The following is a 25,610-nucleotide window of genomic DNA, read 5'->3' on the forward strand; positions in this document are numbered from 1 at the left end:
GCCAGCAAAAAGCTGACAAAAAATGCCCGACCCTCCACACGGGGAGTGCAAGAGCCGGAACCAAAAAATATTTGGCACTGACATTCATCGACACACTATTGAGTTCTCAAAGAACACACGCACACACATCCGGGCCAGTCTCAACCGGACCTTCTGTGAGGCAACTTTCCCAGCCTAACCAAGCTACCAACCGAAGTCAAGACTATCGGTCGATCCGCGTGGCACTGGACTGACAGGCGCTCCTCGTCCTACCTCGTTTCCCGGTCCTGCTCGGCGTCTCCGCCTCGCTTCGGCTCCGGGTTGGTGTCCGTGTCGCTCTGACCTGGACTAAGTTACGCGGCGGAAAACGCTACGTCAAATCGCCTGGACAACTAGGCGTTTCGGCAGGTCAGAAGCACGCGATCGGAGTGATCGACGGCCTGAATCACACGGATGTGATTCAGGCCACCGCGATCTTCATGCACCTGCCCGCAGAACCCCGGCCAGGTTCTTCTTGCCGCGGCGCAGGACGAGCCAGCGCCCGTGCAGGTAGTCGGCGTCGGCGGGCGTCCACTCGATGTCGGAGATCTTCCTGTTGTTCACCGACGCGCCGCCTTCGTTCACCGCGCGCCGGGCGGCGCCGCGGCTCTCGGACAAGCCGGTCGCGACGAGCAGATCCACGATGGTGTTCGGCTCGCCGGTCTTGATCTGCGCGACTTCGCCGTCGACCGCGGCTTCGCGCAGCGCGGCGCCGAGGGTCGTCTCGTCGAGGTCGCGCAGTTCCGCTCGGCCGAACAGCGCCTGGCTGGCCAGCTGCACCGCACGGGTGTGTGCCTCCCCGTGCACTAGGGTCGTCATCTCGGCGGCGAGCCTGCGCTGCGCTTCCCTGGCGTGCGGGCGCTCGGTTGTCGCCTCCTCCAGTTCGTCGAGCTCCGCGCGGGAGAGGAAGGTGAACCAGCGCAGGTAGCGCAGCACGTCGGCGTCGGCCGTGTTCACGAAGTACTGGTACCAGGCGTAGGGGCTGGTCATCTCGGGATCGAGCCACAGACTGCCGCCGCCGGTGGATTTGCCGAACTTCTTGCCGTCGGCGGAAGTCACCAGCGGGACGGTCAGCGCGTGCACGGACGCGCCGTCCACTCGGCGATTGAGCTCGACACCCGCGATGATGTTGCCCCATTGGTCGGAGCCGCCCACCTGCAGCGTGCAGCCGTAGTCGCGGCGCAGCTGCAGGTAGTCGTTGGCCTGCAGGAGCATGTAGCTGAACTCGGTGTAGGAGATGCCCTCGCCGTCCAGGCGACGCTTGATCGTGTCGCGCGCCAGCATGACGTTCACCGAGAAGTGCTTGCCGATATCGCGCAGGAAGTCGACGGCGGTCAACCGCCCGGTCCAGTCCATGTTGTCGACGATGACCGCGCCGGTCGGCGAGTCGTCGAGGTCGACGAAGCGCTCCAGTTGCGAGCGGATCCGCTCGGCCCAGCCCGCGACGGTGTCGGTCGAGTTCATCGTCCGTTCGCCGACGTCGCGCGGGTCACCGATGAGTCCCGTGGCGCCGCCGGCCAGCACGATGGGGCGGTGTCCGGCACGCTGGAAACGCTTCAACGCGAGCAGCGGCACCAAATGGCCCGCGTGCAGGCTGGCAGCGGTGGGGTCGAAGCCGGCATACAGGGTCAGCGGACCGGCGGCCGCCGCCGCGCGCAAGGCATCCAGATCGGTGGACTGCGCGATCAGGCCGCGCCAGGTCAGTTCGTCGATGATGTCGCCGCTCACGCTGTCCTATCTTTCCGCACGAGGTCCGCGGGCTCGTGCGCGCCTCGGTGTCGTCGCCGGACACGGCGGGTCGAGTGCTCGAGGCGGAGGACATCGGCCCTAGCGAGCATCCGGTCGAAGTACCGAACTCGGACGTCGATCAGGCGCCGGGCTGCTATCGCGGAATTTCCCGCGACGCGGCATGGCGTCCGGTGGACCGAAGTGCACCGACCGCCCGCGTCGCCGAGGTTCAGCGCGACAACGTTTCACGCACGGCGGCGATGCCGGCGAAAATCCTCGCCAGGTCCTCAGGCCGACTTCATCTCTGGCAGTGGTGCACGGGGGCTGCGCCGATAGACCGATACCGCTCGCGAATCCGGCAGCCAGAAACGCCACGGCACGTCCGCCGCGCTGCTGACGCCGACCCGCGGACCGCTGGCGATCTCGGCGGCCTCGACCGGATCGCGCAACTCCAGGCGAATCTGCGATGACGGATCGAACAGTCGGGTTCCGTAGTCGCCCAACGTGATTCCCAGGGCGCTGCCGAGGTTGCCTGGACCCCTGGCCAAGCCGAGATCGGATCGGGCACCCGGTCGGCGTGCGCGCACCGTTTCCAGTCCCTCGATCACCTCACCGGAGCGGATCAGTACGGCGCTGGCGACTCCGTCCGGTCCGCTCGTCACGTTGACGCAGGTGTGCATGCCGTAGCTGAGGTAGACGTACAGCACGCCGGCGGAGCCGAACATCACATCGTTGCGCTTGGTCCGGCCGCGCCCGGAATGCGATGCCGGGTCCGGCCATGGCCCGGACGGATCTCCCCCGTAGGCCTCGACTTCGACGATCCGTACACCGACCGGACCCGACCGCAACGTCGCCCCCAGCAGACGCCGGGCGGCGGCGGGCGGTTCGACGGCGAGTTCCTCGACAGCATGGGCACACACAGCCGCCATTGTCCCGGACGGCTGTGACAAGCGCCCAGCCGCCGCCGACCGCCGCGGCTCCCGCTCCGATGCTCGCTGATGCTGTGAGCGCTTCCCTACCGGCGACCTGTTGCCTCGGAGCGCGGAAGGACAAGGTCATGAGGAAGCAGTCGCCGACATACCTCTCCGCGCGATCGGCCTGCGGTTATCCGCCGGAGTGGATGGCGCCGATCAGGACGATATCGAGGCCTTCTGAGCAGGCCGCCGGTGCGCGCTGTCCACGCTGGAGCGCGGTGTGGACTAGGCGAGCACGCACCCGGCACGCCGATCACCCTGACGGTTCGAGTGGCGGCGTCAGGGGTGGACCGGGGACAAGATAGGGACGCTCCCGGATGTGTCGAGGCACTGCCGATTTCTACCGTCGGTCCATGTCCTCGGATTCCCGGCCGCGCACGGTGCGGCGGTCGCTCACGGTTCTCGTCTCGGTCGTGACGTTGCTGGTTGTCGCGATCTCCGCTGTCGTCGTGCGGGTGTACGTCGGGGCGGTCGTGTCCACGGTGGGTAGTACGGAATTCCGGAACGAACTCGCCATTCCGCCGCTGGCGCCGTCGCGGATCGGCGCCGACGGCACGCGCGCCTTCGAACTCGACATGCGGTCGGGGCGAAGGGAATTCCGCTCCGGGCAGATCACCGAGACCTGGGGCTTCAACGGCGATTACCTCGGGCCGACCTTGCGGGCGCGGCGCGGGGAGAAGGTGGCGGTCACCGTCCGCAACAACCTGCCGGAGTCCTCGACCGTGCACTGGCACGGTATGCACCTGCCCGCCGCGATGGACGGCGGGCCGCACCAGACGGTGGCGCCGGGCGCCGCTTGGACGCCGAGCTGGACCATTGATCAACCGGCGGCCACCCTCTGGTATCACCCCCATCCGCACGGTGCGACCGAGACCCATGTGCGCCGTGGGCTGGCGGGCATGTTCCTGCTCGACGACGAGGTGTCCGCTTCCCTCGCCCTTCCTTCCACCTACGGCGTGGACGACCTGCCGGTGATCGTCCAGGACGTGAGATTCAACGGCGCGGCGTTCGACTCCGCCCATGAGATGTTCCGCGACGTCGGGTTCCTCGGCGACCGGACCATGGTCAACGGGACACTGGCGCCGTACCGAGAGGTCGGCGACGAACTCGTGCGCCTGCGACTGCTCAACGCCTCGACCGCCCGCATCTACACTTTCGAGTTCGCCGACCAGCGGCCGTTCTCGCTGGTCGCCACCGACGGCGGCCTCCTCGAACGGCCGAGCGCCCTGGATCGGCTGCGGCTGTCGCCGGGCGAGCGCGCCGAGATCGTCGTGCGGGTCCGGCCCGGGGAGCGCACGGTGCTGCGCAGCGGCGAACTCGACGCCGGGCTCAACTTCTGGACACAGCGTTTCGCCGGTGGCGACGACACCTTCGACATCCTCGAATTGCGCGCGGCGCGGGCGCTGCGGCCGTCTCCGCAACTCCCCCCGACCCTGGCGCCGTCCACCACGCCGGATGGCGGCGACTCGGCGCGGGAACGGCAGTTCGACCTGACCATCGCCGGGATCAACGGCTCCCCGATGGTTATGGACCGCATCGACTTCGCGGTGACGCGCGGCACCGCGGAGACCTGGGTGGTGCGCAACACCGACGGCATGCCGCACAACTTCCACATCCACGACGTGCGATTTCGCGTGCTCGCGGTGAACGATGCCGCACCGCCCGCGGACCTGGCCGGACCCAAGGACACCGTCTTCCTCGCGCCGAACAGCACAGCGCGACTGGCCATGCGATTCGACGGTCCCGCCGATCCGGACATGCCGTACATGTATCACTGCCACCTGCTCTGGCACGAAGACCTCGGGATGATGGGCCAGTTCGTGGTCGTGCACCCGGGGCAGGAAGCCGGGCGGGCGCCGAAACACCACGATCACTGATACCCCCGCACCGCACCCTTGCCCGTTCCGCCGGGGCGGACTAAATTCATCACATAGTGAATTCAACACTCGATGAATTGAGGCGACCGTGTCGCAAGCCACCCCATCCCCCGCCGTCGAGGTACGGAGCCTGCGGGTTCGCCGCGGCGGCCGCCGAGTACTGCACGACGTCTCGCTGACCATCCCGCGCGGCTCGATCACCGGACTGCTCGGTCCCTCGGGGTGCGGCAAGACCACGCTGATGCGCTGCGTCGTCGGCACGCAGATCATGGAGTCGGGCGATGTGTCCGCACTGGGCTTTCCTGCGGGCTCGGCGGCGTTGCGTCACATGATCGGCTACGTCACCCAGGCGCCGAGCATCTACAACGACATCAGCGTGCGCGACAACGTCGCGTACTTCGCCGCGCTCTACGGCCGTGATCGCGCCGACGTCGACGACGCGATCACGGCGGTCGGCCTCCTCGAGCACGCCCACCAGCGCGGCGACGAACTCTCCGGCGGGCAGAAGACCCGCGCTTCGCTGGCGTGCGCGCTGGTCGCCCAGCCCCAGCTGCTGGTCCTGGACGAACCCACGGTCGGGCTCGATCCGGTGCTGCGCGTCGAGCTGTGGAAGCAGTTCCGCGAGCTGGCCGCCAACGGAACGACCCTGCTCGTGTCCAGCCACGTGATGGACGAGGCCGAGCACTGCGACCGGCTGCTGCTGATGCGCGAGGGGCGTCTGCTCGCCGAGCTCAGCCCCGACGAACTGCGCGCGCGGACCGGCGAGCAGAACCTGGAGACCGCCTTCCTGACCTTGATCAGGATGGGACAGAACGCATGACCGCCACCCTGGAAGCCGCACCGCGGCGGACGCCGACGTTGCGTCCCTATGCCGCGACCACCGGCCGCATCCTGCGCCAGCTGCGCAACGACCACCGCACCGTCGCGATGATCCTGGTGGTCCCCGCTCTGCTGATGGCGCTGCTGTACTTCATCTACCGGGACACCCCGACCAACCCGATGAACCCGGTCTCGCTGTTCGACCGGGTGGGCATCAGCATGCTCGGCATCCTGCCGTTCATCGTGATGTTCCTGATCACCGCGATCGCCATGCAGCGCGAACGCACCTCGGGCACGCTGGAACGGCTGCTGTCCACGCCGCTGACGAAACTGGACCTGCTCGCCGGGTACGGCACCGCGTTCTCGCTGGCAGCGGCAGCGCAGGCGATCGTCGCCTGCGCGGTCTCCTTCGGACTTCTCGGGCTGGACGCGGCGGGCAGCCCGGGTTGGGTGGTGCTGATCGCGGTGGTCGACGCGGTGTGCGGGGTGGCGCTCGGCCTGCTGGCAAGCGCTTTCGCGCGCACCGAATTCCAAGCCGTACAGTTCATGCCGGTGGTGGTCGCGCCGCAGATCTTCCTGTGCGGCTTGCTCGTTCCCCGCGGCCAGCTGCCCGATTGGCTGGAGGTGATCAGCAACGTGATGCCGTTGAGCTACGCGGTCGACGCATTGCAGCAAGTGTCGGCGCATCCCGAGGTCACCGGCCAGATGTGGCGTGATCTGGCCATCGTCACCGGGTTCGCGATCGTTGCACTGTGCCTGGGCGCGGCCACGCTACGACGGCGGACCACGTGACGGCAGGCAACGGCTCCGGCGGCGAACCGCGCACCCGCACGGGCCGCCGCCCGGGGCAGTCGGGCGCACGCGAGGCCATTCTCGCGGCCGCCCGCGCCCGATTCGCCGACGTCGGCTTCGACAAGACCTCGGTGCGCGCGGTCGCCACCGATGCCGGGGTCGATCCGGCCCTGGTGCACCACTACTTCGGCACCAAGCAACAACTCTTCGCCGCGGTGGTGGAACTGCCGGTGGATCCCGAGGCGACCTTGCGGATCATCGAAGCCGCGCCGCTCGACCAGTTGGGCGCGACCATTATTCGCGCGGTGGTGGGAGTGTGGGATTCGCCCGCGGGACCCGGTGTGGTCGCCGTGGTGCGCAGCATCCTGGCCGGCAGCGACGACCCGGCACTGGCCAGGACGTTTCTGTTGGAGGTCGTGCTGGAGCGCGTCCGCCTGCGGATCGCCACGCCGGAAGACGACGGCCGGGTGCGGGTCGGGCTGGTCGCGTCGCAGATGATCGGCGTGCTGGTGGCCCGCAAGATCGTCGGCGTGGAACCGCTGGCCTCGATGCCCGCTACCGACCTGGTCGCCGCCGTCGGCCCGACATTGCAGCGCTATCTGACCGGCGACATCGTGGAGCAAGCGGCGTCCTGATGGCCTGGACGATCACCGGACAGCGGCGACCGGGCCGTCACTCCACGACTTCGACGACGTCCCCGGGCCACAGGTACTCGTAGAACGCCTTGGCCCCTTCGTGGGTCATCCGGACGCAGCCGTGCGACTTCTTCTCGATCGGGCCGACGTGGAAGGCGATGTCGCCGTTGAAGAAGGTCGCGTACGGCATCGGAGCGTTGTGCATGGTGCTCCAGTGGAACTCCCGCTTGAACGACACGCGGAAGACCCCGGGCGGCGTCTCGTATCCGGGCATCCCGTGGGAGATCGGCGTGGGGCCGTAGACCACCTTGCCCTCGTCCATCAACCAGGCTTCGTCGGTGGACAGCCGCATGCATGCCCGGGCGGCCGTGGAACACGGTGCGACCGGCGGCGGTGGCGGGATGATCGCGGGGATACCGGGGATGTCCGGGCCGCCCGGCCACAGCGGTTCGGCCTGGGCGGGCGCCGTTATGGTGAATCCCGCCGCGACGACCGCGCAGGCGATCGCACATCGAGCTGTCCAGTTACGTAAACGCTCAGCGCTCATTACGTTCCCGACCTCTCTACCTCACCAGGCTGGTCGCATCGCCCCTTGGCTGGAGTGAGGGGACCGTCGCGAGGTGCAAACGATCATGGCGGACCCGGCTTCAAACGGTCAATGGACGCAAAACGACCGTGACTCATCCGTTGTCCGCCGGTCGGCGAGTCGTGCGGGAGAGGAGGGAGCGGCTGGGGGTCAGTCGCCGGTCTGCGCGGTGAACGCGTCGTGCTCGGCGTCGGTGACGTCCCTGGCTTCATCGATGAGCAGGACCGGGATGCCGTTCTCGATCGGGTATGCCCGGCGCAGGCGCGGGTTGTAGAGCAGCGCGCTGCCGTCGGCGGCACGTACCAACCGCAGCGGACCCTTGTCCTGCGGGCAGGCCAGCAGGCTCAGCAGTGTGTCGTCGATGGTGGTGTGCTCAGGCATACCGGAAACTTACCTTCCGGCCGCGCCGGACCGGGAACCGTCCGCGTCGAGTGCCCGCGTGCGGCGGAACGAGATGTGCCGGTGCCCGAAGAAGCTGGCGCAGGCCACCAGCGCCATCACCGCGACCGCCGAGGGGATGCTCGGCAGGTGCAGGATCGACACACCCAACTGGAGCAGCACCATGTTCAGCGCCAGCCCGCCGGAGTTCACCGTGACGAACGCGAGGAAATCCCGCACCAGCCGCCCGCGCACCCGGAACACGAGGGTGCGGTGCAGGACGAACGCCACGATCACGCTGATGCTGTAGGCCAGAGCGGGTGCGAGGGCGGCAGGCAGCCGGTCGCCGAGCACCGCCAGCCAGGTCACCGTCAGGGCCATGCCGAGGCCGGTGTTCACCACGCCGACGAGGGCGAACGCGATCTCCTGGCGACGCACCAATCGCAGCAGCGGGCCGGGATCGGTGTGCAGCCGGGCATCCGCCGGGCACTCCCGCGGCGGATCCGTGGCCTCGGAGCCCCGCGCGTCCGGTATCGGCGCGCCGACTCGATCCGCCGCCCGCCCGCTCATCGGACGGCGGCGGCCGAGTCGGTCTCCGGTGTCGCCGCCACGTCCAGCGGGGACGGCTCGTCGCTCGCTTCGACCGTTCGGTCGAGCCGCCGCCTGCCGCGCAGGTACACCCACTGCAGCACACCGACGCCGAGCAGCCCCAACAGTGCCGCGGCGACGCCGATCCGCCAGCCCGGCGGCTGCCAGGACAGCACCAGCTCACCGGAGCTACCAGCCGGAAGATCAACGGCCACAAAGGTTTTGGCCACCAGAGTGGCGGTGATCTCGCGGCCGTCCAGCGTCGCCCGATAACCCGGCCAGCCGAGCCTGGCGAACACGACTCGACCACCCTCGGGCGAACTCACGCGCACCCGGCTGGTGGTGTCCGATTCGGCGACCGATGTGGCCGTCACGCCCTGGGTGGCCGCGATCCGGCCGCCCCGGGTCGAGATCAGGCCGTCGGCGCGTTCCAGCACCGCGATGTACCTCTCGTGGCCCGGGTAGTCGACCCAGCGCCAGCCGGAGGGTGCGGGCTGGTCGCGGGCGTCCGGGTACAACGCGCGATGCAGCACGACCCGGTCGACCTTCATCAGGTCGACGATGGTCCGACCGGTGGTCGGCTCGGTCGCGAACGCGCGGCGGTAGGCATCGGGGCACACGCTGGTGTCCCAGCGCATGCACAGCGTCTCGCCGAACCAGAAATGCCCGTTGGGGGTGTATCCGCTGACGTAGGTCAGCTCGAGATTCTTCGCGTAGTTGCCGAACACCAGCGAGCCATACGCGCCGGACAGATTCCGTTCCTGCGGCGGGATGAGCATACGGTCGCCGAGTTGCAGGGTGGTGCCGGGGAAGTCGGGGAACGCGGCCTTCATCTCCGAGCGGTTCTCCGGCAGATTCCAGCCCATCGGCGTCGGTTGCGCGCTCCAGACCTGCAAGTACGCGATCGGGAACACGGAGACGACGATCAGCGCGCAGGCGGCGGCCGAGCCGCGGCGGCGGCCGAGCCATACCGCGGCGGCGCCGAGCGCGGCCACCCCCAGCACCGCGACGACATGCGACACCGCCTCATGCGGCGCGGCCGAGAACGAGCGCGCCCACAACAGGCCGATGAGCACCGCGGCCGCGATGCCGCGCCGCCGCCCGTCCTGAACGGTCGCGAAACGGCCCAGCAGCACGCACACCAGCACCAGCAGGCCCAGCGCGACCATCGGCAGCACCCGGGCGGGCCAGCGCAACGGACCGATCGCGCCGGGACCGGCGGTCCACATCAGCGCCATCACCGCGAACAGCGCGGGCGCGACGAACTCACGCGCCGTGCCGAGCGCCTTGCGCCAGTCCACGAAGGCCAGCGCCGGAACGAGGAACCACGCGACGTAGACCACCGGCATCGGCTGCACGTAGCCCCACCAGGAATTGAACGCGGGCAGCGTGCTGGGCAGGCTGGCGTTCAGCGACTCCGACCACGGCACCGTGAGGAACTGGTCGTTGTTGATCTGCGCGGTGCCGCGCCAGGTCACCTTCGCCGACAGCATGCTCGGCAGGTAAGTGGCCGAGCCGGCCAGCGCCGCGCAGGCGGCGACCGTGAGCAGGCGCAGCGACGGCCGCCACGCCTTCTGATGAACGAGTTCGCCGATCGCGACGGCGCCCACCATCAGACCGGCCTCGACCGCGGGAAAGATGTACTGCACCGAGATGGCCAGGTACAAGAAGACGAAAGTGGGAATCGGCCCGCTGTGCCCGCGGGCGTAGCGCACCCCGGAGGCCCACGCGTGCGCCAGCCAGGCGGTGCCGGTGAACGCGGTCATCCAGCTGGCCTCGTCGAAGAACAGCAGCCATCCGGAGAACGGTATGGCGGCGCCCGCCACCGCCGCCCATGGCGCCTTCGCCCCGTAGGCCAGGCAGATCCGGTAGACGCCGAGCGCGAGGATGATCGCGAAGATCAGCTTCACCACGGTGGCGTACAGCGCGAGGTTGCCGATCGAGGGCGCGATCAGATCGATCAGCAGTTGCGGTGGATTGAGCAGCCCGGCTTCTTCGATGGCGTAGTTCCCCGCCATCCAGTGCTCGGGAACCAGCGCGGGAAACCGTCCTTCGCGCAGGTATCGGCCCAGCATCACCCACAGCGGCGCGTACTGCGATTCGGTGTCGTCGGTATAGAAATGCCGGGCGTTGGCGAGTAGAACCGCACCGTATCCCGCGACCACTCCGAGCGCTGTGATGACGCCCCAGGTGAAGACTTCGCGGGCAGGAAGGGTTCTAGGTTCGGCCACGAGTCACAGACCCTACCTCCAACTCGGCGCCGTTCCGGCAAACCGGCGCCGAGATGCCCTCCGAGCCCCGCTATCCGGTCGTGCCCGCCTGCGGCCCGCGGCGGAACGAGATGTAGCGATGGCCGAAGAAGCTGGCGACGGCGACCAAGCCCATCACAACGACGGCCGACGTAATCCGCGGCAGGTGCAGCACCGAGACCGCAAGCGACAGCAGCACCGTGTTCATCAGCAACCCACCGGAATTCACGACGACGAAGCCCGCGAAGTCGCGCAGCACCCGGCCGCGCACCCGGAACACGAGGGTCCGGTGCAGGACGAAAGCGATGACGATGCCCAGGGCGTAGGCCAGCACGACGGCGACGGCGGGCGGCCACGCGTCGCCCAGCACCGCCAGCCACCCCACGGTCAGCGCGATGCCGAGCAGGGTGTTGCCCGCGCCGACCACGGCGAAGGCGACCTCTTGGCGCCGGACCACCCGCGTCAGCAGCCCCGGCGCGGGCGCGCTGTCCATCGCGTCGGGATCCATGGCGACCGCACGCGCGTTCGCGTTCACGAAACGGCGTCCGCGAGTTCGCGATCCGGCTCGGCGCGCTGGTCCGCGCCGGTCTCCTCCAGCTCGTCACGCCGGCGGGACCGGACATGCAGCCACTGCAGGACCCCGATACCGAGCACACCCGCCACGGCGGTACCGATACCGATCTTCCAGCCGGGCGGACGCCAGGTCAGGACGAGTTCGGCATCCCGAGTGCCCGCGGGGACGTCGACGGCGACGAAGGACTTGGCGACCGTCGTGATCGGAATCGACTTGCCGTCCAGCGTGACTCGGTACCCCGGCCAGCCCAGCCGGGCGAACACCACCCGGCCGCCCTCGGCCGAGGACACCCGCACCCGGCTGGTGGTGTCGGTTTCGGAGATCGACGTCGCACTCACCTGCGCGGGGTCGGTCACCCGGCCGTTGGTCGTCGAGATGGGTCCGTTCACGCGTTCGAGCACCGCGATGTAGCGCTCGTGTCCGGGGTAGTCGACCCACTTCCAGCCCTCGGGCGCAGGCTGGGCGGGCACGTCAGGGAACAGCGCCCGCTGCACCACCACCCGGTCCAGATTCATCAGATCGACCAGCGGCCGCCCGGTGGTCGGCTCCGGCGCGAACATCCGCCGGTAGGCGTCCGGGCAGACGCTGCCGTCCCACCGCATGCACAGCATCTCGCCGAAGTAGAAATGGCCGCTGGGGGTGTAGCCGTTCACGTAATCCAGTTCGAGTCCCCGGGCGTAGTTGCCGAAGACGAGCGATCCGTAGGCGCCCTCGATGCTCTTGTCCCGCGGTTGCAGCAGTCCGCGATCGGCCAGCTGGATGGTGTTGCCTGCGAAGTCCGGGAACGCCGCCTGCGCCTCGGATCGCTTCGCGGGCAGGTTCCACGACATCGGCGTGGGTTGCGCTGCTTCGACCTGGAAATACGCGATCGGGAACATCGCGGCGATGGTCAGCGCGCACGCCGCCGCGGTGCCCTTGGTGCGCCCGAGCCAGACTGCAGCGGCCGCCAGCGCGGCCAGCGCGAGCGCCGCGACCACGTGCCAGATCGCGTCGTGCGGGTCGGCCGAGAACGAGCGCACCCACAGCAGCAGGATCAGCACGCCCGCCGCGATGCCGCGATTCTTCGGATCGCGCACCGTGCCGTAGCGGCCCAGCAGCACGCACACCAGCACGAGCAGGCCGATGGCCAGCATCGGCAGCACACGCGCGGGCCAGCGCAGCGGCCCGACCGAGCCAGGGCCCGCGGTCCACATCAGCATCATGATCGCGAAGATCGCGACCGCGCTCAGTTCCCGCCAGGACTCTTTGGCGCGGCGCCAGTCGATGAAGGCCAGGGCCGGGATCAGGAACCAGGCGATGTAGGTGACCGGCAGCGGCTGCACGTAACCCCACCACGAACTGAACGCGGGCAGCGAGCTGGGCAGGCTGGCGTTCAGCGACTCCGACCACGGCACCGTGAGGAACTGGTCGTTGTTGATCTGCGCGGTGCCGCGCCAGGTGACCTTCGCCGACAGCATCGACGGCAAGAAGGTCAACAGGCCCGCAAGGCCGGCGCAACCCGCCGCGAGGGTCAGCCGAAGCACCGGCTGCCACTTGCGCTGGTACACCAGCTCGCCCACGGCCACCGCCAGCAGCATCAGCACCGCTTCGACCGCGGGGAAGATGTATTGCGTCGAGATGGTCAGGTACAGGTACACGAAGACCGGAATCGGCCCGCCGAGCCCTCGCGTGTAGCGCACCGAGGCCGCCCAGGCGTGCACCATCCAGGCGGTGCCGGTGAGCGCGGTCATCCAGCTGGCTTCGTCGAAGAAGAGGAAGAAGCCCGTCAGCGGCAGCGCGATGCCCGCCACCGCCGACCAGGCCGGCCGCCCGCCGTAGACGAGGCAGATGCGGTAGACGCCCAGTGCGGCGATGATCGAGAAGATCAGCTTCACCACGGTGGCGTACAGCGCGACGTTGTCCACCGAGGGCGCGATCAGATCGATCAGCAGCTGCGGCGGGTTGAACAGGCCCGCGTCGTCCATCGTGTTGTTGCCCGCCATCCACTGCTCGGGCACCATGACCGGGAACTCGCCCGCGCGCAGCGCACGGCCGAGGCCGACCCACAGCGAGGTGTACTGGGACTCGGTGTCGTCGGTGAAGAAATGCCGGGCGTTGGCGAGCAGGACGGCGAGGTAACCCGCGATCACTCCGAGCGCGGTGATGACCCCCCACCGGTAGACATCTCGCCGCGAATAGACATCCGGCCGCGAGCCGGGCACTGCACTGTCCGTCACGAGTTCCAAACCCTACAGGCTGGCTCTCCGCTTGGCATGAGTCGTGGACGCCAGCAAGATGAGGGCATGATCAGCTGCTCCGGTGGCCGCATATCGCCCCGTGCTAGAGTCCACACCGGTTCGGGCTCCGCAGTTCTGCGACGAGTACCGGCACGCACCGTCATCGAAAGTCGATCCAGCTGATGCCGATTCCCCACGCCCGCACATTCCGTTCCGGCGCCCCCGCGACGAACGGCGACCCGGCACGGCCCGGCGTGGACCGGCCGCACACGGTGTCGGTGGTGGTGCCGGTGTACCGGGGTGAGGACACGATCGCGGGTCTGGTCGCCGAGCTGCACGATCTCACGCGCCCCGTCGAGACTCCGGGCGGCACCACGTTCGCCGTCACCGAGATCATCCTGGTGCACGACCACGGCCCCGACCGCTCCGACGTGGTACTGCAGGAACTGCGGGAAACCTATCCCACGGTGCGCACCGTCTGGCTCAGCCGCAACTTCGGCCAGGACGCCGCGACGATCGCGGGGATGTCGGTCGCGGCCGGTGACTGGATCGTCACGATGGACGAGGACGGCCAGCACGATCCCCGCTTCATCAGCACGTTCCTGGACACGGCCCTGGCGCAGCGCGCCGACCTCGTCTACTCCAAGCCGACCAACACCAGGCCGCACGGTTTCCTGCGCAACCTCACCTCGCGCGGCGCGAAGCTGGTGCTCGCGACCCTGTTCGCGTTCCCGAGTTCCACGCGGTTCGAAAGCTACCGGCTGATCCGCGGCGACATCGGCAGGCAGCTCGCCGAGGTCGCCTCCAACGGCGTCTACCTGGATGTCGCGCTGACCTGGGTGGTCGGCGCCGTCGCGCAGGCACCGGTGGTGTTGCGCGCCGAGGGCCGGGAGGAGTCCGGTTACAACTACCGCCGCCTGTTCTCGCTGTTCTGGAAGATGGTGCTGTGCAGCGGCACCCGCGGACTGCGGCTGGTGAGCCTGCTCGGCGTCACGCTGGCGCTGGCCGGCGGCGTGATGGCCGCGATCGTCGTGTTCGAAGCGCTGACCACCGACGGATGGGCGCCCGAAGGCTGGGCCTCCACCATCGTGGTGCTGCTGCTGTGCTCCGGCGCCGTGCTGTTCTCCCTCGGGCTCATCGCCGAGTACCTCGGCGTCGCCTTGCACATCCTGGTGGGCAAACCGCTCTACCTCACCGTCGAGACGCCGACCCCGCGTCCGGCCGATACTTCGCCACTGACCGCCGCCACCGCCAGCAGGGGGACCGACCGGGTTGAGCACTGACCGCGTCATCTTCAGCCGCCCGTTCCGGGCGCGCCGGGAACTAGCGAACCTGGAGGCCGTGCTGGCCTCCGATCACAGCCACGGCGACGGGCAGTTCACCGCATCGGCCACCGCGAAGCTGAAGGCGATCACGGGCGCTCCGCACGCCCTGCTCACCACCTCCTGCACCTCCGCGCTGGAGATGGCGGGCCTGCTGCTGGAGCTGGGCCCCGACGACGAAGTCATCGTGCCCAGTTTCGCGTTCACCTCCACCGCCACCTCGATGGCGCTGCGCGGCGCCACCTGCGTCTTCGCCGACATCGACCCGGACACCGGCAACCTGGATCCGGAGTCGGTGGCCGCCGTGCTCACCGAGCGGACCAAGGCCGTGGTCGTCATCCACTACGGCGGCGTCGCCGCGGACATGGCCGGGCTGCTTGCCCTGGCGAACGCGCACGGTTTCGCCGTCGTCGAGGACAACGCGCACGGACTCGGCGGCACCTGGCGCGGCAGGCAGCTGGGCACCATCGGCACGATGGGCACGCTCAGTTTCCACGACACCAAGAACGTGCACTGCGGCGAGGGCGGCGCGCTGCTGCTCACCGACGAGATCCTGATGGCGCGCGCGGAGATCATCCGGGAGAAGGGCACCGACCGGGCGCGGTTCCTGCGTGGGGCGGTGGACAAGTACTCCTGGCAGGACATCGGCTCCAGCTATCTGCCCAGCGAGCTGAACGCGGCTGTGCTCGACGCGCAACTGGACGAGTTCGACACCATCCAGGCCGGACGGCACCGGGTCTGGGACGCCTACGCCGCCGCGCTGCCGGACTGGGCCGAGCGCAACGACGTGCGCCTGATGTCCGTGCCCGCCGATCGCGGGCACACCGCCCACCTGTACTACCTGCGCACCCCGACCGAGCGCCGGCGCGACGACTTGATCGCGCACCTGGCCGCTCGGGGCATCTCCGCGCCGTTCCACTACATTCCGCTGGATTCCAGCCCGGCGGGGTTCAAACTGGGCCGCACCCCGCGGCCGTGCGCGCGCAGCGCCGAGTTCTCCGGAACCGTCGTGCGTCTGCCGCTCTGGCCGGATCTCACCGACGCGCAGGTAGCGCGCGTGGTGGAGGCGGTCACCGCGTTCACCGTGTGACCGCGCCGCCGCGGTGGGCGGCGCGGGCCACCGGCGTCACGCGGTGAGCACGTAGAGCTTCTCCCTGCCGCCCGCGATCAGGGACTGCTCGGCCACCCGCGGTTCGTACGCGGTGAACAGCGCGTCCAGCGTCCGTTCGGTGAAACGATGCGCCTGCTCGCCGTCGCCCGCGTCGGTGAATCGCTTGCCGATCGTGGCGAGGACCGGGTTGTCGCTGGTCGCCAGATTGCGGATCGGCTCGGCGACGATCACCTGCCGGGTGGCCGCCGCGAGCATCCGATCGATGAGGGGCTGCGGCTCGGGAAGGAAATGGTAGAGGCTGGCCTGCATGATGACGTAGTCGGCGGTGGGCAGGGCGTCATCGGCACGCAGGTTCCACACTTTGCCCCGTCCGCCCGCTTCGTTCACCCGCGCGACGAAACGCTCGTTGAGATCGAGCCCGGTGTAGTCGACCGACTTGTGACGCAGATAGCGGGTGTACAGGGTTGCCGGGCCGCAGCACAGATCCACCACGCTCGACCCGTCCGGTACCAGTTCCGCGATAGCGCGATACCGAGCCGTGTAGTGCCTGCCGTACAACCCACGCATCAGCACCTCGTAGACGGTCCCGTTGCGGTAAATAAGGCTCGTTCGCACAGACACTCACTATGCCATCGGTCGGTGAATCCGGCGCTTCGGCAATGTGAATCGCGTCAGTCGCCGAACAGCGTGCGCGCTTGGTCGGCCGAGAGGACTTCGTAGGCGTCCGACGCCCGGTTGTACCACCAGGTGTCCGGGCCCGGCTCCGGACGGCCAGCAGACTGCACCGCACGGGCGGAGGGACGGAAGGACGGGCTGCGCGGGATGTCGTCCACCACGTACACCACGTCGGGCCGCTGGTCCGGGTCGAGCACGCGCAACGCCTCGGTGACGTCCTTCGGTTCCAGGCGGAAGCCTTCGCGCACGCTCACCGCCGCGACCGCGAGACAGTGGTCGCCGACGTTGAGCCCGAAGGCGACCTCCATATCGACCGCGGTGATGTCGTTGAGCACGTCCACCACCGGCTGGCCGAACACCGGCCCGCGCCGGGTGTGGATCACCGTGTCCGTGCGGTCGACCAGCCAGTAGTCGCCGTCGCCGTCGCGGCGGAACAGATTCTCCGTGGGCATCCACGAGTCGCCCGCCGCGAAGACGCCGCGCAGTCCGCCCGAGGAGATGTCGACGCCGTCGGACGCTTTGCCGATCAGCAGGCCCACCTCGTTGTCCGCGCAGCGGCGGGCGAAGCCGGACCCGTCGACCAGGATGCGTTCGGTGAGCGGGTCGAAGGCGACCAGTTCCACCTTCGCGGTGCCCGGAACCGGCCTGCCCTTGCACCCGCGCTTCACACCGGCCACATTCGCCAGCACCACGTCGCCCTCGATCGAGGCGTAGAACTCCAGCACGCGGGCGGGATCGAACTGCTCGACGGTGCGCCGCCACAGCCCGGCGGGCATACCGGAGCCGATGAACAACCGGATCGGGTGGCGATGGCCGGTCGGGAACACCTCGGCGTCGAGGATGTCGCGCAGCATGGTCCAGGTGTAGGTGACCACCGTGACGCCGTAGCGGTGCACCTCCTCGGCGAAGCGCTCCGGGTCCAGCGAGCGGGCCAGCGCGATCCGGCTTCCGCCCGCGACCGCCCCGCCGAGACTGACCAGCAGCCCCGACGAATGATGCAGCGGCGCGAGGCAGTACACCGTGTCCCGGCGGTTGAGATCGGCCGTGGTCGCGGTGCCGAAGGCCGACAGCGCCCAGCGATGATTGGTGATGTACTTCGTCTCCAGCCGCTCGCCGGTGCCGGTGACCAGCACGAACGCCAGTTCCCGCGCCAGGCCGGGGTCGGGCCGGTACCAGGCGGGCACCCGCACCCGCGCCGGATCGATCTGCTCGAGGTCGATCAAGCGGTCACTCGCGGGCAGCGCCAGCTCGCGCGTGTCACCTCCGCCGAGCACCAGCACCTTGGCGCCGGTCGCGGCGGCCTGGCGCAGGTTCTCCGGATCGGCGATCAAGGTCTCCACGCCGGTCAGCTCGATCGCGCGGCCGAGCTCGCTGTTCGGTGCCAGCAGTACCGCCACCGCGCCCAGCCGCGACAGCGCCGCGACGGAGGCCAGCGCGCTGGGCCGGGTCTCCATCACCACGCCGACCCGCATGGCGGGGCGCACGCCCACCGAGATGAGGCCGCGCACCACGTTGTCGATGCGCGTGTTGACCGCCGCGTTGGTGTGCACCCGGTCGTCGAACAGGAACAGGTCGCGCTGTGGCGCCCTGCGCGCCTGCTCGGCGAGCAACCGGCCGAGCGATACCCGGGTGTGCGGCTGGATCATGCCGAGACGGGTCAGCCTTGGCAACGCCCGTGCCGCTTCGCCGGCCAACTCGATGGATCCGCGCACCGTGTTGTTCGCGATGCCCTCGAGTGCCTTGCCAACCCCGGTGCCCGCCTCCGCCAGCGTCGCGGCGGTGTGCACCACCCGGGTCGCCGCCGACCGTGGACGATTGCTGGGCACGTGCTCGGCCATCGGCACGATCTCCGGCGGCAGCGGCTTGTCGCCGTTCATCCACTCGACCCACTGCCGCACCAGCGGCCAGGTGTGGTTGGTGGCGGTGCTTCCGGCCACCAGGCCGAAATGCCCCGCGACCAACGTCGCCTCGTAGACCTCCGCGTTCGGCGCGGCGCGCACGATGCCGCGCACCGCGGCGGGCTGTCCGATGTCGTCGACCTCGCCCACGAAGGCGAGGATCGGGCACTTCAGCTCGGCCAGCGAGATCGGATGGTCGCGGATCACGAAACCGCCGAGCATCAGCCGGTTGTGCGCGACGAACTGCTTGAGCAGATCCGCCGCGGCCGGGCCCGCGTACCCGACCCAGCCGTCGCTGTTGAGGAAACGACGCTGGCGCTCCTTCGGCAGCAGCGCCTCACGGTCGTGCAGCTGACGCAGGAAGTCGATCCTGGACTTGGCCGTCTTCACCGGGTCCAGCAGCTGGAAGCCGATCCGCACCATGGAGTCGGTGATCGGCAGCCGGGTGACCACGTGGTCGGCCAGGAAGTCGGCGACGTCGGAGACCATGCCGTAGGGCAGCCCGAACGGCATGCCCGCGACGATGTCGACCGGGCTGCCGAAGGTCACGATGCTGTCCACGCCCTTGCCGTACCGGTAGGCGGCGGACTGGTAGGCGAACATGCCGCCCTGCGAGTAGCCCATCAGGTGCACGCCGCTGCCGGTGGCCTCGTTGACGGTGTCGATGGCGCTGTTGACGGCCAGCACGTGGTCGGCGAGGTCGCGCTGCCAGCCGCCCTCCTCGCTCGCGGGCGAGCCGAAGTCGACGACCCAGCAGTCGACTCCGCCGCGCTGCAGGATGCCGACGGCGCCGTCCTCGGCGTTCACGTCCCAGATATCGGCGTTCACCATCAGCGGCGGGACCAGCAGGGCCACCGGGCGCCCCGGGGTGGTGTCGTCGGGGAAGTAATGGCGCAGCCGGTACATGCGTCTGCGCTCCACGACCTCGAACGGAGACGACGCGACGTCGTGGGTCAGCCCGCCGAAGCGGATGACCTCCAGGCCGTTCTGCGCGGTCGCCATCAGCCGCTGCACCGAGCCGACCACATCCTTCGCACTCAACTTCACCATCGCTCCTGGCCCCTACCGTAGACCGTGACCCGCATCACACACCGCGAGGTGTTCAGACGAGCTTCGCATACCACCTGTCCATTATGTGTCCGCTGTGACACGTCACATGCCCGGTTGCCGTGCTCGGCTCGTACAGGACATTCGTTCACTCACCCGAGAACTTCCCCGGCATCGCACGGATAGTACGGGTGTCATCGGAGTGTCATCCGCCCCGCGGTTCGCCGCGCGCACCGCGTCCGATCGGACGCGGTGGATGCATCGGCCACGGCTCGGCGCGGCAGGCGAGCATTCCGCGTCCGGACCGCGCGTGCGGGTCACGGGTGCGGCTACTGGGCGCCGCGGCGTTCGCGACGAGGAAGTGTCGCGGCGGCGCGGTTCCGCACGCACCGCCGCAGCCGTCGAACGGATCGCGTTCCGGCCGATCCGGTGGGCGGCAACAGATTCAGCGCACTCAGCTGATTTTCAGCGAGCATAAGGCAATTCGGAAGGACGGCTCCGGATGCCACTCGCCGTTACCGCAATCGACCGCGTGTCGTTACCATCCGCCCGATCGCGCGCCGATCTTCGAAATTCCCCTGTGCACATCCGCTTTCGGCGTCTACCATCGATCACGTCGTAACGCCCTGGCGCGTAGGCAATTTCGTTCGATGAGCTCTCCGCGGGCCCGCCCGCTGCTGTTTGATGTGAACACCCAGCGACTCTGAACTATCGGCGATTCTGAATTCACCCTGCCCCAAACCCGTCACCGTGTCTCGGTGGCCGTCTCGAGGTGAGGACCACGCATGACCATTGAAATGCCAGTCCAAACGGAAAACAACGTTCGCAAGAGCCTGAGTACCAGCACGGCCGGACTGCTGGCGCACACCACCAAATCCGAACCGCAGATGCAGGGCATCAGCTCGCGCTGGCTCACCCGCGCGCTGCCGTGGACCCAGGTCAACGGCGGTGTATATCGCGTGAACCGCCGCCTGACCCACACCGTGGGCAACGGCGAGGTGGAATTCGTCGTCGACGGCGGTACTGCCCGGGTCATCCCCCTGGAGTTGCAAGAACTTCCCGCATTGCGCGGCTTCGATGACGAAGAAGCGCTGACCGGCCTCGCGGAGCGTTTCGAGCAGCGCGATCTCGAACCGGGAACTGTCATAGCGGAATTCGGCAATCCGATGGATCAGGTCCTGCTGATCGTGCACGGCAAATTGAGCAAGATCGGTTCGGGCGAGTACGGCGAACAGACCAAGCTCGGCATGCTGGGCGGTGGCGACTACTTCGGTGACACCATTCTCACCGAGCCGTCGGCGATCTGGCCGGTGACCGTCAAGACGGTCACGAGGACGACATTGCTGGTCCTGCCGCGGCAATCGCTGACCGAGTTCGTCGACAGCACACCCGCACTGCGCGAGCAACTTTCCCGCGTCGCCTCCGCACCGAGTCACCGCCAGAACAACAAGGGCGAGGCCGACATCGAGGTCTCCTCGGGCCACTCCGGCGAGCCGCTGCTGGAAGGCACGTTCGTCGACTACGACGCCTCCCCCCGGCAGTACGAGCTCAGCCTGGCGCAGAGCGTGCTGCGCGTGCACACCCGGGTCGCCGACCTGTTCAACGACCCGATGAACCAGATCGAGCAGCAGTTGCGCCTGACCATCGAGGCGCTCTACGAACGGCGGGAATACGACCTGGTCAACAACCCCGATTTCGGCCTGCTGCACAACTGCGACCTGAAACAGCGCATCTACACCGAATCCGGCGCGCCGACCCCGGACGACCTGGACGAACTGCTCAGCATGCGCCGCAGCACGAAACTCTTCCTCGCGCATCCGAAGGCGATCGCCGCGTTCGGGCGCGAGTGCAGCAAGCGCGGCCTCTACCCCGATCCGGTCGAGGTGGACGGCCACCGGGTTCCCGCATGGCGCGGCGTGCCGATCTTTCCCTGCGGCAAGATCCCGATCAGCGACACCCAGACCACCTCGATCCTGGCCATGCGCACCGGCGAGAAGGATCAGGGCGTGATCGGCCTGCACCAGACCGGCATTCCGGACGAATACGAGCCGAGCCTGAACGTGCGCTTCAAGGGCATCGATGACCAGTCGATCATCTCCTACCTGGTCAGCTGCTACTACTCGGCGGCGGTCCTGGTGCCGGACGCCCTCGGCGTGCTCGACAACGTCCTGGTCGCCCGGCAAGCGGACTGACCGGGGAGTGATGAGCATGTCGGTGCTCTCCCGCGCCGCGGCGGCGCAGGCCACCAACGAGGTCGCCGCCACCGTCGTCGCGCTGCTCACCAACACCCGGACGAGCGCCCCCTCCGAACTGTTTCCGGCGGACGCTTCCGGCACGCCGGATATCCCGTCTCCGGCCGGACAGCCGGGCGCGGCGCCTCGCCACCTGCTCGGCCCGTCCGGCTTGGGCTCGGCCGCGCTGCTGCTCCCGCTTCGCAGCGGGGCGTCGGACACCTTCCCGACCGCTGCGCATACCAGCGCGCCGCAGGCCACCAACGGCGGCGCAGGGGCAGCGGCGGCGTCCGGCGGCGTGCCGGGTTCGATCGCCGCGTCGGGACGGCTGCGGTTACCCACGGCGCCACGCATCCCCACCGGGCCGACCGGGCTCGGCACGGCCTCGGCGCTTCTCGGAGCACACGGCGTCGCGGCGCTCGCGCCCACGGCGCCTGTGCCCCGAACCGGACGCCCCGAACCGGAGGCCGCCGGTGATCCGGCGCGCATTCCGCGCGGGCCGACCGGGCTTGGCACCGCCACGGTGCAGCACGATCGACCCGATCCGATCCCGCCGCTGTACTGCCCGCCGCCGCTGCGCGACGATCCCGTACTCGCCGAGGCGGTCAATACCGGAATCGTGCAGTGGGCCAAAGACATCGGACTGTACGAGGGGCGCTTGGACGAGCTGCGCGACGCCGATTTCGGCCGGTTGATCATGCTCGCCCACCCGGACTGCGACGACGCGGACAAGCTGCTGGCAGCGGCGAAGTGCGCGGTCTCCGAGTGGTCGGTGGACGACTATTACTGCGAGGAGGATGCCGACGACCGGGCTCCGGACGGCACACCCTCCAGCGCCGAGGCCGAGTTGGGTCCCCGGCTCGAACTGGCCGCGGCCGCCATGGACCCGGCGCACCTGCCCGCGCGGTACGCCGCCCAGCTCGAGGCGGCTCTGGAGGCCGACCCGATCCTGCGCGCGTTCCGCACCTCCTTCGACCACCTGGCCCGGTACGCCCGCCCGGCGCAACTGGCCAGGCTGCGCACCGAGATCGCGGGCTGGTTCATCGCGCTCGGCGCCGAAGCGGGCTGGCGGGCGGCGGGGCGGATGCCGCCGGTATGGGAGTACCTGACCAACCGGCAACCGCACAGCTTCCTGCCGTGCATGGCCCCGACCGACGTGCTCGGCGGCTACGAGCTGCAGGCCGCGGAGTACACCGACCCCGCGGTACGCCGCGTGGTCACCACGGCCGCCCTGGCCAGCCAGATGGTGAACGACCTGTATTCGATGGCACGCGAGGACCTTTCCAACGGCAGGGAGTTCAACCTGCCGACCGTCCTCGCCGCCGAGGAGCGCTGCTCGCGCCGCGAGGCCGTGCTGCGCACCGCCGAGGTGCACGACGAACTGGTGCACCGGTTCGAACGAGAGGCGGCGCCCTTGGCCGCCGCCGGATCGCCGGAATTACGCCGCTTCCTCGCCGGCCTGTGGGCCTGGATGGGCGGCAACCGCGCCTGGCACGCGGACAGCAAACGCTATAGAGACCCGCACTGAAGCAAGAAATGCAGTACCGCACCGAGAGAGGATGATCGCGCATGACCATGCTCAACCCGGAGACCGGGACCGTTCTGCGTACCAGCTACCAGAAGTCCGTCGCCGCGTACTGGAACAACAACCCGAACGACGACCGGGTCAACACCAAACTCGGTGAGGTCGACGGGCTCTACCACCATCACTACGGCATCGGCGATCCGGACCTGTCCGTACTGTCCGGCCCGGAGGACACCCGCGAGGAACGGATCGTCACCGAACTGCACCGCCTGGAGACCGCGCAGGCGGAGTTCCTGCTCGACCACCTCGGCGACGTCCGCCCGGGCGACCGGCTGATGGACGGCGGCTCCGGCCGCGGCGGCACCAGCTTCATGGCCAATCAGCGCTTCGGCTGCCAGGTCGACGGCGTGACCATCTCCGAATACCAGGTCGGCTTCGCCAACGAGCAGGCCGCCCGTCGCGGCGTGGCGGACAAGGTGAAGTTCCACTTCCGCAACATGCTGGACACCGGATTCGAGACCGGTTCCATGCGCGGCATCTGGACCAATGAGACCACCATGTACGTGGACCTGTTCGACCTGTTCCGCGAATTCTCTCGCCTGTTGGAACCGGGCGGACGCTACGTGTGCATCACCGGCTGCTCCAACGACGTCACCGGCGGCCGCTCGTCCTCGGTCAGCTGGATCGATGCGCACTACGGCTGCATGATCCATCCGCGCAGCGAGTACTTCCGCGCCATGGCGGAGAACGACTTGGTGCCGATCGCCGTGACCGAACTCACCGCGGCGACCATTCCCTACTGGGAGTTGCGCACGAAATCCGAGCTCGCCACCGGTGTCGAGAAGCCGTTCCTGACCGCGTACCGGGAGGGCAGCTTCCACTACCTGCTCATCGCCGCCGATAAGGTGAGCAGGTGACCGACACCCTCGCCCAGCCGAGCACCGACCGCGAGGCCCTGCCCGTCGAACTGGTCGACGACGCGGGCCGCGCGGTCGGCGCGTGCTCGGTCGCCGAGGCCCACCTGGCCCCCGGACGACTGCACCGCGCGTTCTCGGTGTTGTTGTTCGACTCGGCGGGCCGGGTGCTGTTGCAGCAGCGTGCGGCGGTGAAGACCAGATTTCCGTCGCTGTGGGCCAACACCTGCTGCGGCCATCCCGCACCCGGCGAACCGGTCACCACCGCCGCCGCGCTGCGGCTTGCGGAGGAAATGGGATTGTCCGGCACGCTCACCGAGGCGGGGATCTACCGCTATCACGCGGCAGACCTGCGCACCGGCCGAGTCGAGTCCGAATGGGATCACGTGCTGATCGGACGGCTGGACATCGGGAGCCCTCGTCCGGATCCGGCCGAAGTCGCCGACTATGCCTGGATCCAGCCGGACGCCTTACGCGACGCGCTGGCCGACAATCCGGCGGCTTACACACCGTGGCTGGCCGGGGTGCTCGACATCGCCGAGCACGCATACGTCACGAAACCTTCCGCGCCCTGACCGTCCGCGATTTTCCGGCCCCGAGGCAGCCGAGCGCATCCTTGCGCAGTCGAGATCGGTAACCATCCGGCTGCCTCGCCCGGCCTCGCGATGTCGCCCCGGCTTCGTCGCTGTCTTGCGAATCGGCATCGTGGCCTCCCGCTACGGCGACCGTAGCGTGTCACATGGATAGATGCGCATATCCTTGTAACACTATGGACCGAAACTGAGAGAACTCATAGGAACGGCACAGGCTTTGACCAGGACCGTTCTGCATCGTTGACGTTGTAGTAGTTCTCGGTGAAGTGAGGTGCGTGATGGTGGAATTCGAGGTCGCCGGAACAACGGTGACGGTGCACGTTCGCGGCACTCATCAACTGCTCGCGCTGCGCGATCAGCTCACCTTCGATCTGTCCGACATCACCGCGCTCGGCTTGGCCGGAGTCGACCGTCGCCCGCCGTGGGTGCGCGCGCCAGGGACGTTCTTCCCCGGCGTGATCGCGGCCGGAACGTTCCGCGGCAAAGGCCGCAAGGAATTCTGGGACACGCGCTTCGACGGACACGCTATCCGTATCGACCTGGCGGGCGCCGATGTCACACGCCTCGTGGTCGACGTGGCCGACCCCGATGCCGAGTTGCGGAAGCTCGCCACCGCCGTAGCCGCCTGATCGCTCAGACGCCGAACGATCGCCGAGCCGGTGTACGGCTCGGGCGCCGGTGCGGCGGACTCCCCCGCCGCACTCGCGAAGACCGAGCGTCACCAGCGATGGGACGGCCACCATCGCCACTGTCACTCCGTCCCCCACCAGCACCCCGATCTGGGCACACCTGCGTATGCGGCGGTTCCGCGCGGCCCCGCTCACGTCCGAGCAACAGCCGCCGCCAACTGAGCCCAACGA

General features: G+C 68.8%; 21 protein-coding genes. 11 read left to right on the forward strand and 10 right to left on the reverse strand.

Annotated features, from left to right (window positions below; all coding sequences use genetic code 11):
* Window positions 1–456: 456 nt before the first annotated feature.
* Both tyrS and HOV91_RS31420 read right to left on the reverse strand, forming a co-directional pair.
* Window positions 457–1,746 (reverse strand): tyrosine--tRNA ligase, encoded by a 1,290-nt coding sequence (gene tyrS, locus HOV91_RS31415; protein WP_174188938.1) that lies wholly within the window; start codon window positions 1,744–1,746, stop codon window positions 457–459.
* 287 nt (window positions 1,747–2,033) lie between these two features.
* Complete coding sequence (locus HOV91_RS31420; protein ID WP_174188939.1) at window positions 2,034–2,675, reverse strand: DNA-3-methyladenine glycosylase; 642 nt, start codon at window positions 2,673–2,675, stop codon at window positions 2,034–2,036.
* A gap of 398 nt (window positions 2,676–3,073) precedes the next feature.
* Here HOV91_RS31420 and HOV91_RS31425 point away from each other — a divergent pair, with 398 nt between their 5' ends.
* The 4 genes from HOV91_RS31425 to HOV91_RS31440 all read left to right on the forward strand — a co-directional run bounded on the left by HOV91_RS31425 (window position 3,074) and on the right by HOV91_RS31440 (window position 6,843).
* Window positions 3,074–4,597 (forward strand): multicopper oxidase family protein, encoded by a 1,524-nt coding sequence (locus HOV91_RS31425; RefSeq protein WP_174188940.1) that lies wholly within the window; start codon window positions 3,074–3,076, stop codon window positions 4,595–4,597.
* 88 nt (window positions 4,598–4,685) lie between these two features.
* Window positions 4,686–5,417, forward strand: coding sequence for an ABC transporter ATP-binding protein (locus HOV91_RS31430; RefSeq protein ID WP_174188941.1), 732 nt, complete (start codon window positions 4,686–4,688; stop codon window positions 5,415–5,417).
* The gene (locus HOV91_RS31435) at window positions 5,414–6,208 is read left to right on the forward strand and encodes an ABC transporter permease (protein ID WP_174188942.1); all 795 of its coding nucleotides are present in this window, start codon (window positions 5,414–5,416) and stop codon (window positions 6,206–6,208) included. The genes HOV91_RS31430 and HOV91_RS31435 overlap by 4 nt, the downstream gene beginning before the upstream one ends.
* Window positions 6,205–6,843 carry a TetR/AcrR family transcriptional regulator gene (locus tag HOV91_RS31440; protein WP_174188943.1) on the forward strand — a complete coding sequence of 213 codons (639 nt, stop codon included), beginning with the start codon at window positions 6,205–6,207 and terminating at the stop codon, window positions 6,841–6,843. Before HOV91_RS31435 ends, HOV91_RS31440 begins: the two co-directional genes overlap by 4 nt.
* 37 nt (window positions 6,844–6,880) lie before the next feature.
* Here the strand turns inward: HOV91_RS31440 and HOV91_RS31445 are convergent, their stop codons facing one another.
* The 6 genes from HOV91_RS31445 to HOV91_RS31470 all read right to left on the reverse strand — a co-directional run bounded on the left by HOV91_RS31445 (window position 6,881) and on the right by HOV91_RS31470 (window position 13,347).
* Window positions 6,881–7,390: a L,D-transpeptidase gene (locus tag HOV91_RS31445; RefSeq protein ID WP_174188944.1), complete on the reverse strand. Its 510-nt coding sequence runs from the start codon at window positions 7,388–7,390 to the stop codon at window positions 6,881–6,883.
* Window positions 7,391–7,579: 189 nt separating this feature from the next.
* Window positions 7,580–7,810 (reverse strand): Trm112 family protein, encoded by a 231-nt coding sequence (locus HOV91_RS31450; RefSeq protein ID WP_043723600.1) that lies wholly within the window; start codon window positions 7,808–7,810, stop codon window positions 7,580–7,582.
* Window positions 7,811–7,819: 9 nt separating this feature from the next.
* On the reverse strand, window positions 7,820–8,377 hold the full coding sequence (locus HOV91_RS31455; protein WP_174188945.1) for a GtrA family protein: 558 nt from the start codon (window positions 8,375–8,377) through the stop codon (window positions 7,820–7,822).
* Window positions 8,374–10,626: a hypothetical protein gene (locus HOV91_RS31460; protein WP_174188946.1), complete on the reverse strand. Its 2,253-nt coding sequence runs from the start codon at window positions 10,624–10,626 to the stop codon at window positions 8,374–8,376. Before HOV91_RS31460 ends, HOV91_RS31455 begins: the two co-directional genes overlap by 4 nt.
* 70 nt (window positions 10,627–10,696) lie before the next feature.
* The gene (locus HOV91_RS31465) at window positions 10,697–11,179 is read right to left on the reverse strand and encodes a GtrA family protein (RefSeq protein ID WP_438822708.1); all 483 of its coding nucleotides are present in this window, start codon (window positions 11,177–11,179) and stop codon (window positions 10,697–10,699) included.
* Window positions 11,176–13,347: a hypothetical protein gene (locus HOV91_RS31470; protein ID WP_312884834.1), complete on the reverse strand. Its 2,172-nt coding sequence runs from the start codon at window positions 13,345–13,347 to the stop codon at window positions 11,176–11,178. Before HOV91_RS31470 ends, HOV91_RS31465 begins: the two co-directional genes overlap by 4 nt.
* Window positions 13,348–13,616: 269 nt before the next feature.
* Here HOV91_RS31470 and HOV91_RS31475 point away from each other — a divergent pair, with 269 nt between their 5' ends.
* Both HOV91_RS31475 and rffA read left to right on the forward strand, forming a co-directional pair.
* Window positions 13,617–14,717 carry a glycosyltransferase family 2 protein gene (locus HOV91_RS31475; RefSeq protein ID WP_174188947.1) on the forward strand — a complete coding sequence of 367 codons (1,101 nt, stop codon included), beginning with the start codon at window positions 13,617–13,619 and terminating at the stop codon, window positions 14,715–14,717.
* Entirely contained in the window at window positions 14,707–15,846 is a 1,140-nt protein-coding gene (gene rffA, locus HOV91_RS31480) for a dTDP-4-amino-4,6-dideoxygalactose transaminase (protein ID WP_174188948.1), read from the forward strand. Before HOV91_RS31475 ends, rffA begins: the two co-directional genes overlap by 11 nt.
* A 36-nt stretch (window positions 15,847–15,882) precedes the next feature.
* Here the strand turns inward: rffA and HOV91_RS31485 are convergent, their stop codons facing one another.
* Window positions 15,883–16,482 carry a class I SAM-dependent methyltransferase gene (locus HOV91_RS31485; RefSeq protein WP_174188949.1) on the reverse strand — a complete coding sequence of 200 codons (600 nt, stop codon included), beginning with the start codon at window positions 16,480–16,482 and terminating at the stop codon, window positions 15,883–15,885.
* A 56-nt stretch (window positions 16,483–16,538) separates the two neighbouring features.
* Window positions 16,539–19,490: an acyl-CoA synthetase gene (locus HOV91_RS31490; protein ID WP_174188950.1), complete on the reverse strand. Its 2,952-nt coding sequence runs from the start codon at window positions 19,488–19,490 to the stop codon at window positions 16,539–16,541.
* A 782-nt stretch (window positions 19,491–20,272) separates the two neighbouring features.
* On the opposite strand from HOV91_RS31490, the gene HOV91_RS31495 reads away from it, so the two are divergent.
* The 5 genes from HOV91_RS31495 to HOV91_RS31515 all read left to right on the forward strand — a co-directional run bounded on the left by HOV91_RS31495 (window position 20,273) and on the right by HOV91_RS31515 (window position 25,379).
* Window positions 20,273–21,679: a family 2B encapsulin nanocompartment shell protein gene (locus HOV91_RS31495; protein WP_174188951.1), complete on the forward strand. Its 1,407-nt coding sequence runs from the start codon at window positions 20,273–20,275 to the stop codon at window positions 21,677–21,679.
* A gap of 16 nt (window positions 21,680–21,695) precedes the next feature.
* A complete protein-coding gene (locus HOV91_RS31500; protein ID WP_174188952.1) occupies window positions 21,696–23,246 on the forward strand; it encodes a family 2 encapsulin nanocompartment cargo protein terpene cyclase in 1,551 nt (516 codons plus the stop codon).
* A 41-nt stretch (window positions 23,247–23,287) separates the two neighbouring features.
* Entirely contained in the window at window positions 23,288–24,160 is an 873-nt protein-coding gene (locus HOV91_RS31505) for a geranyl diphosphate 2-C-methyltransferase (RefSeq protein WP_174188953.1), read from the forward strand.
* Window positions 24,157–24,732 (forward strand): isopentenyl-diphosphate Delta-isomerase, encoded by a 576-nt coding sequence (idi, locus tag HOV91_RS31510; protein ID WP_174188954.1) that lies wholly within the window; start codon window positions 24,157–24,159, stop codon window positions 24,730–24,732. The genes HOV91_RS31505 and idi overlap by 4 nt, the downstream gene beginning before the upstream one ends.
* 296 nt (window positions 24,733–25,028) lie before the next feature.
* Window positions 25,029–25,379 (forward strand): hypothetical protein, encoded by a 351-nt coding sequence (locus tag HOV91_RS31515; RefSeq protein WP_174188955.1) that lies wholly within the window; start codon window positions 25,029–25,031, stop codon window positions 25,377–25,379.
* Window positions 25,380–25,610: the final 231 nt, after the last annotated feature.

The sequence above is a fragment of the Nocardia barduliensis genome (assembly GCF_013315795.1).
Classification (GTDB): Bacteria; Actinomycetota; Actinomycetes; order Mycobacteriales; family Mycobacteriaceae; genus Nocardia; species Nocardia barduliensis.

Bases quoted from the DNA above. Each gene is read 5' to 3' on its own strand.
- HOV91_RS31420 (WP_174188939.1), bottom strand. From the start codon at position 2,675: ATGGCGGCTGTGTGTGCCCATGCTGTCGAGGAACTCGCCGTCGAACCG.
- HOV91_RS31425 (WP_174188940.1), top strand. From the start codon at position 3,074: ATGTCCTCGGATTCCCGGCCGCGCACGGTGCGGCGGTCGCTCACGGTT.
- HOV91_RS31435 (WP_174188942.1), top strand. From the start codon at position 5,414: ATGACCGCCACCCTGGAAGCCGCACCGCGGCGGACGCCGACGTTGCGT.
- HOV91_RS31445 (WP_174188944.1), bottom strand. From the start codon at position 7,390: ATGAGCGCTGAGCGTTTACGTAACTGGACAGCTCGATGTGCGATCGCC.
- HOV91_RS31450 (WP_043723600.1), bottom strand. From the start codon at position 7,810: ATGCCTGAGCACACCACCATCGACGACACACTGCTGAGCCTGCTGGCC.
- HOV91_RS31455 (WP_174188945.1), bottom strand. From the start codon at position 8,377: ATGAGCGGGCGGGCGGCGGATCGAGTCGGCGCGCCGATACCGGACGCG.
- HOV91_RS31475 (WP_174188947.1), top strand. From the start codon at position 13,617: ATGCCGATTCCCCACGCCCGCACATTCCGTTCCGGCGCCCCCGCGACG.
- HOV91_RS31490 (WP_174188950.1), bottom strand. From the start codon at position 19,490: ATGGTGAAGTTGAGTGCGAAGGATGTGGTCGGCTCGGTGCAGCGGCTG.
- HOV91_RS31495 (WP_174188951.1), top strand. From the start codon at position 20,273: ATGACCATTGAAATGCCAGTCCAAACGGAAAACAACGTTCGCAAGAGC.
- HOV91_RS31500 (WP_174188952.1), top strand. From the start codon at position 21,696: ATGTCGGTGCTCTCCCGCGCCGCGGCGGCGCAGGCCACCAACGAGGTC.
- HOV91_RS31505 (WP_174188953.1), top strand. From the start codon at position 23,288: ATGACCATGCTCAACCCGGAGACCGGGACCGTTCTGCGTACCAGCTAC.
- HOV91_RS31515 (WP_174188955.1), top strand. From the start codon at position 25,029: ATGGTGGAATTCGAGGTCGCCGGAACAACGGTGACGGTGCACGTTCGC.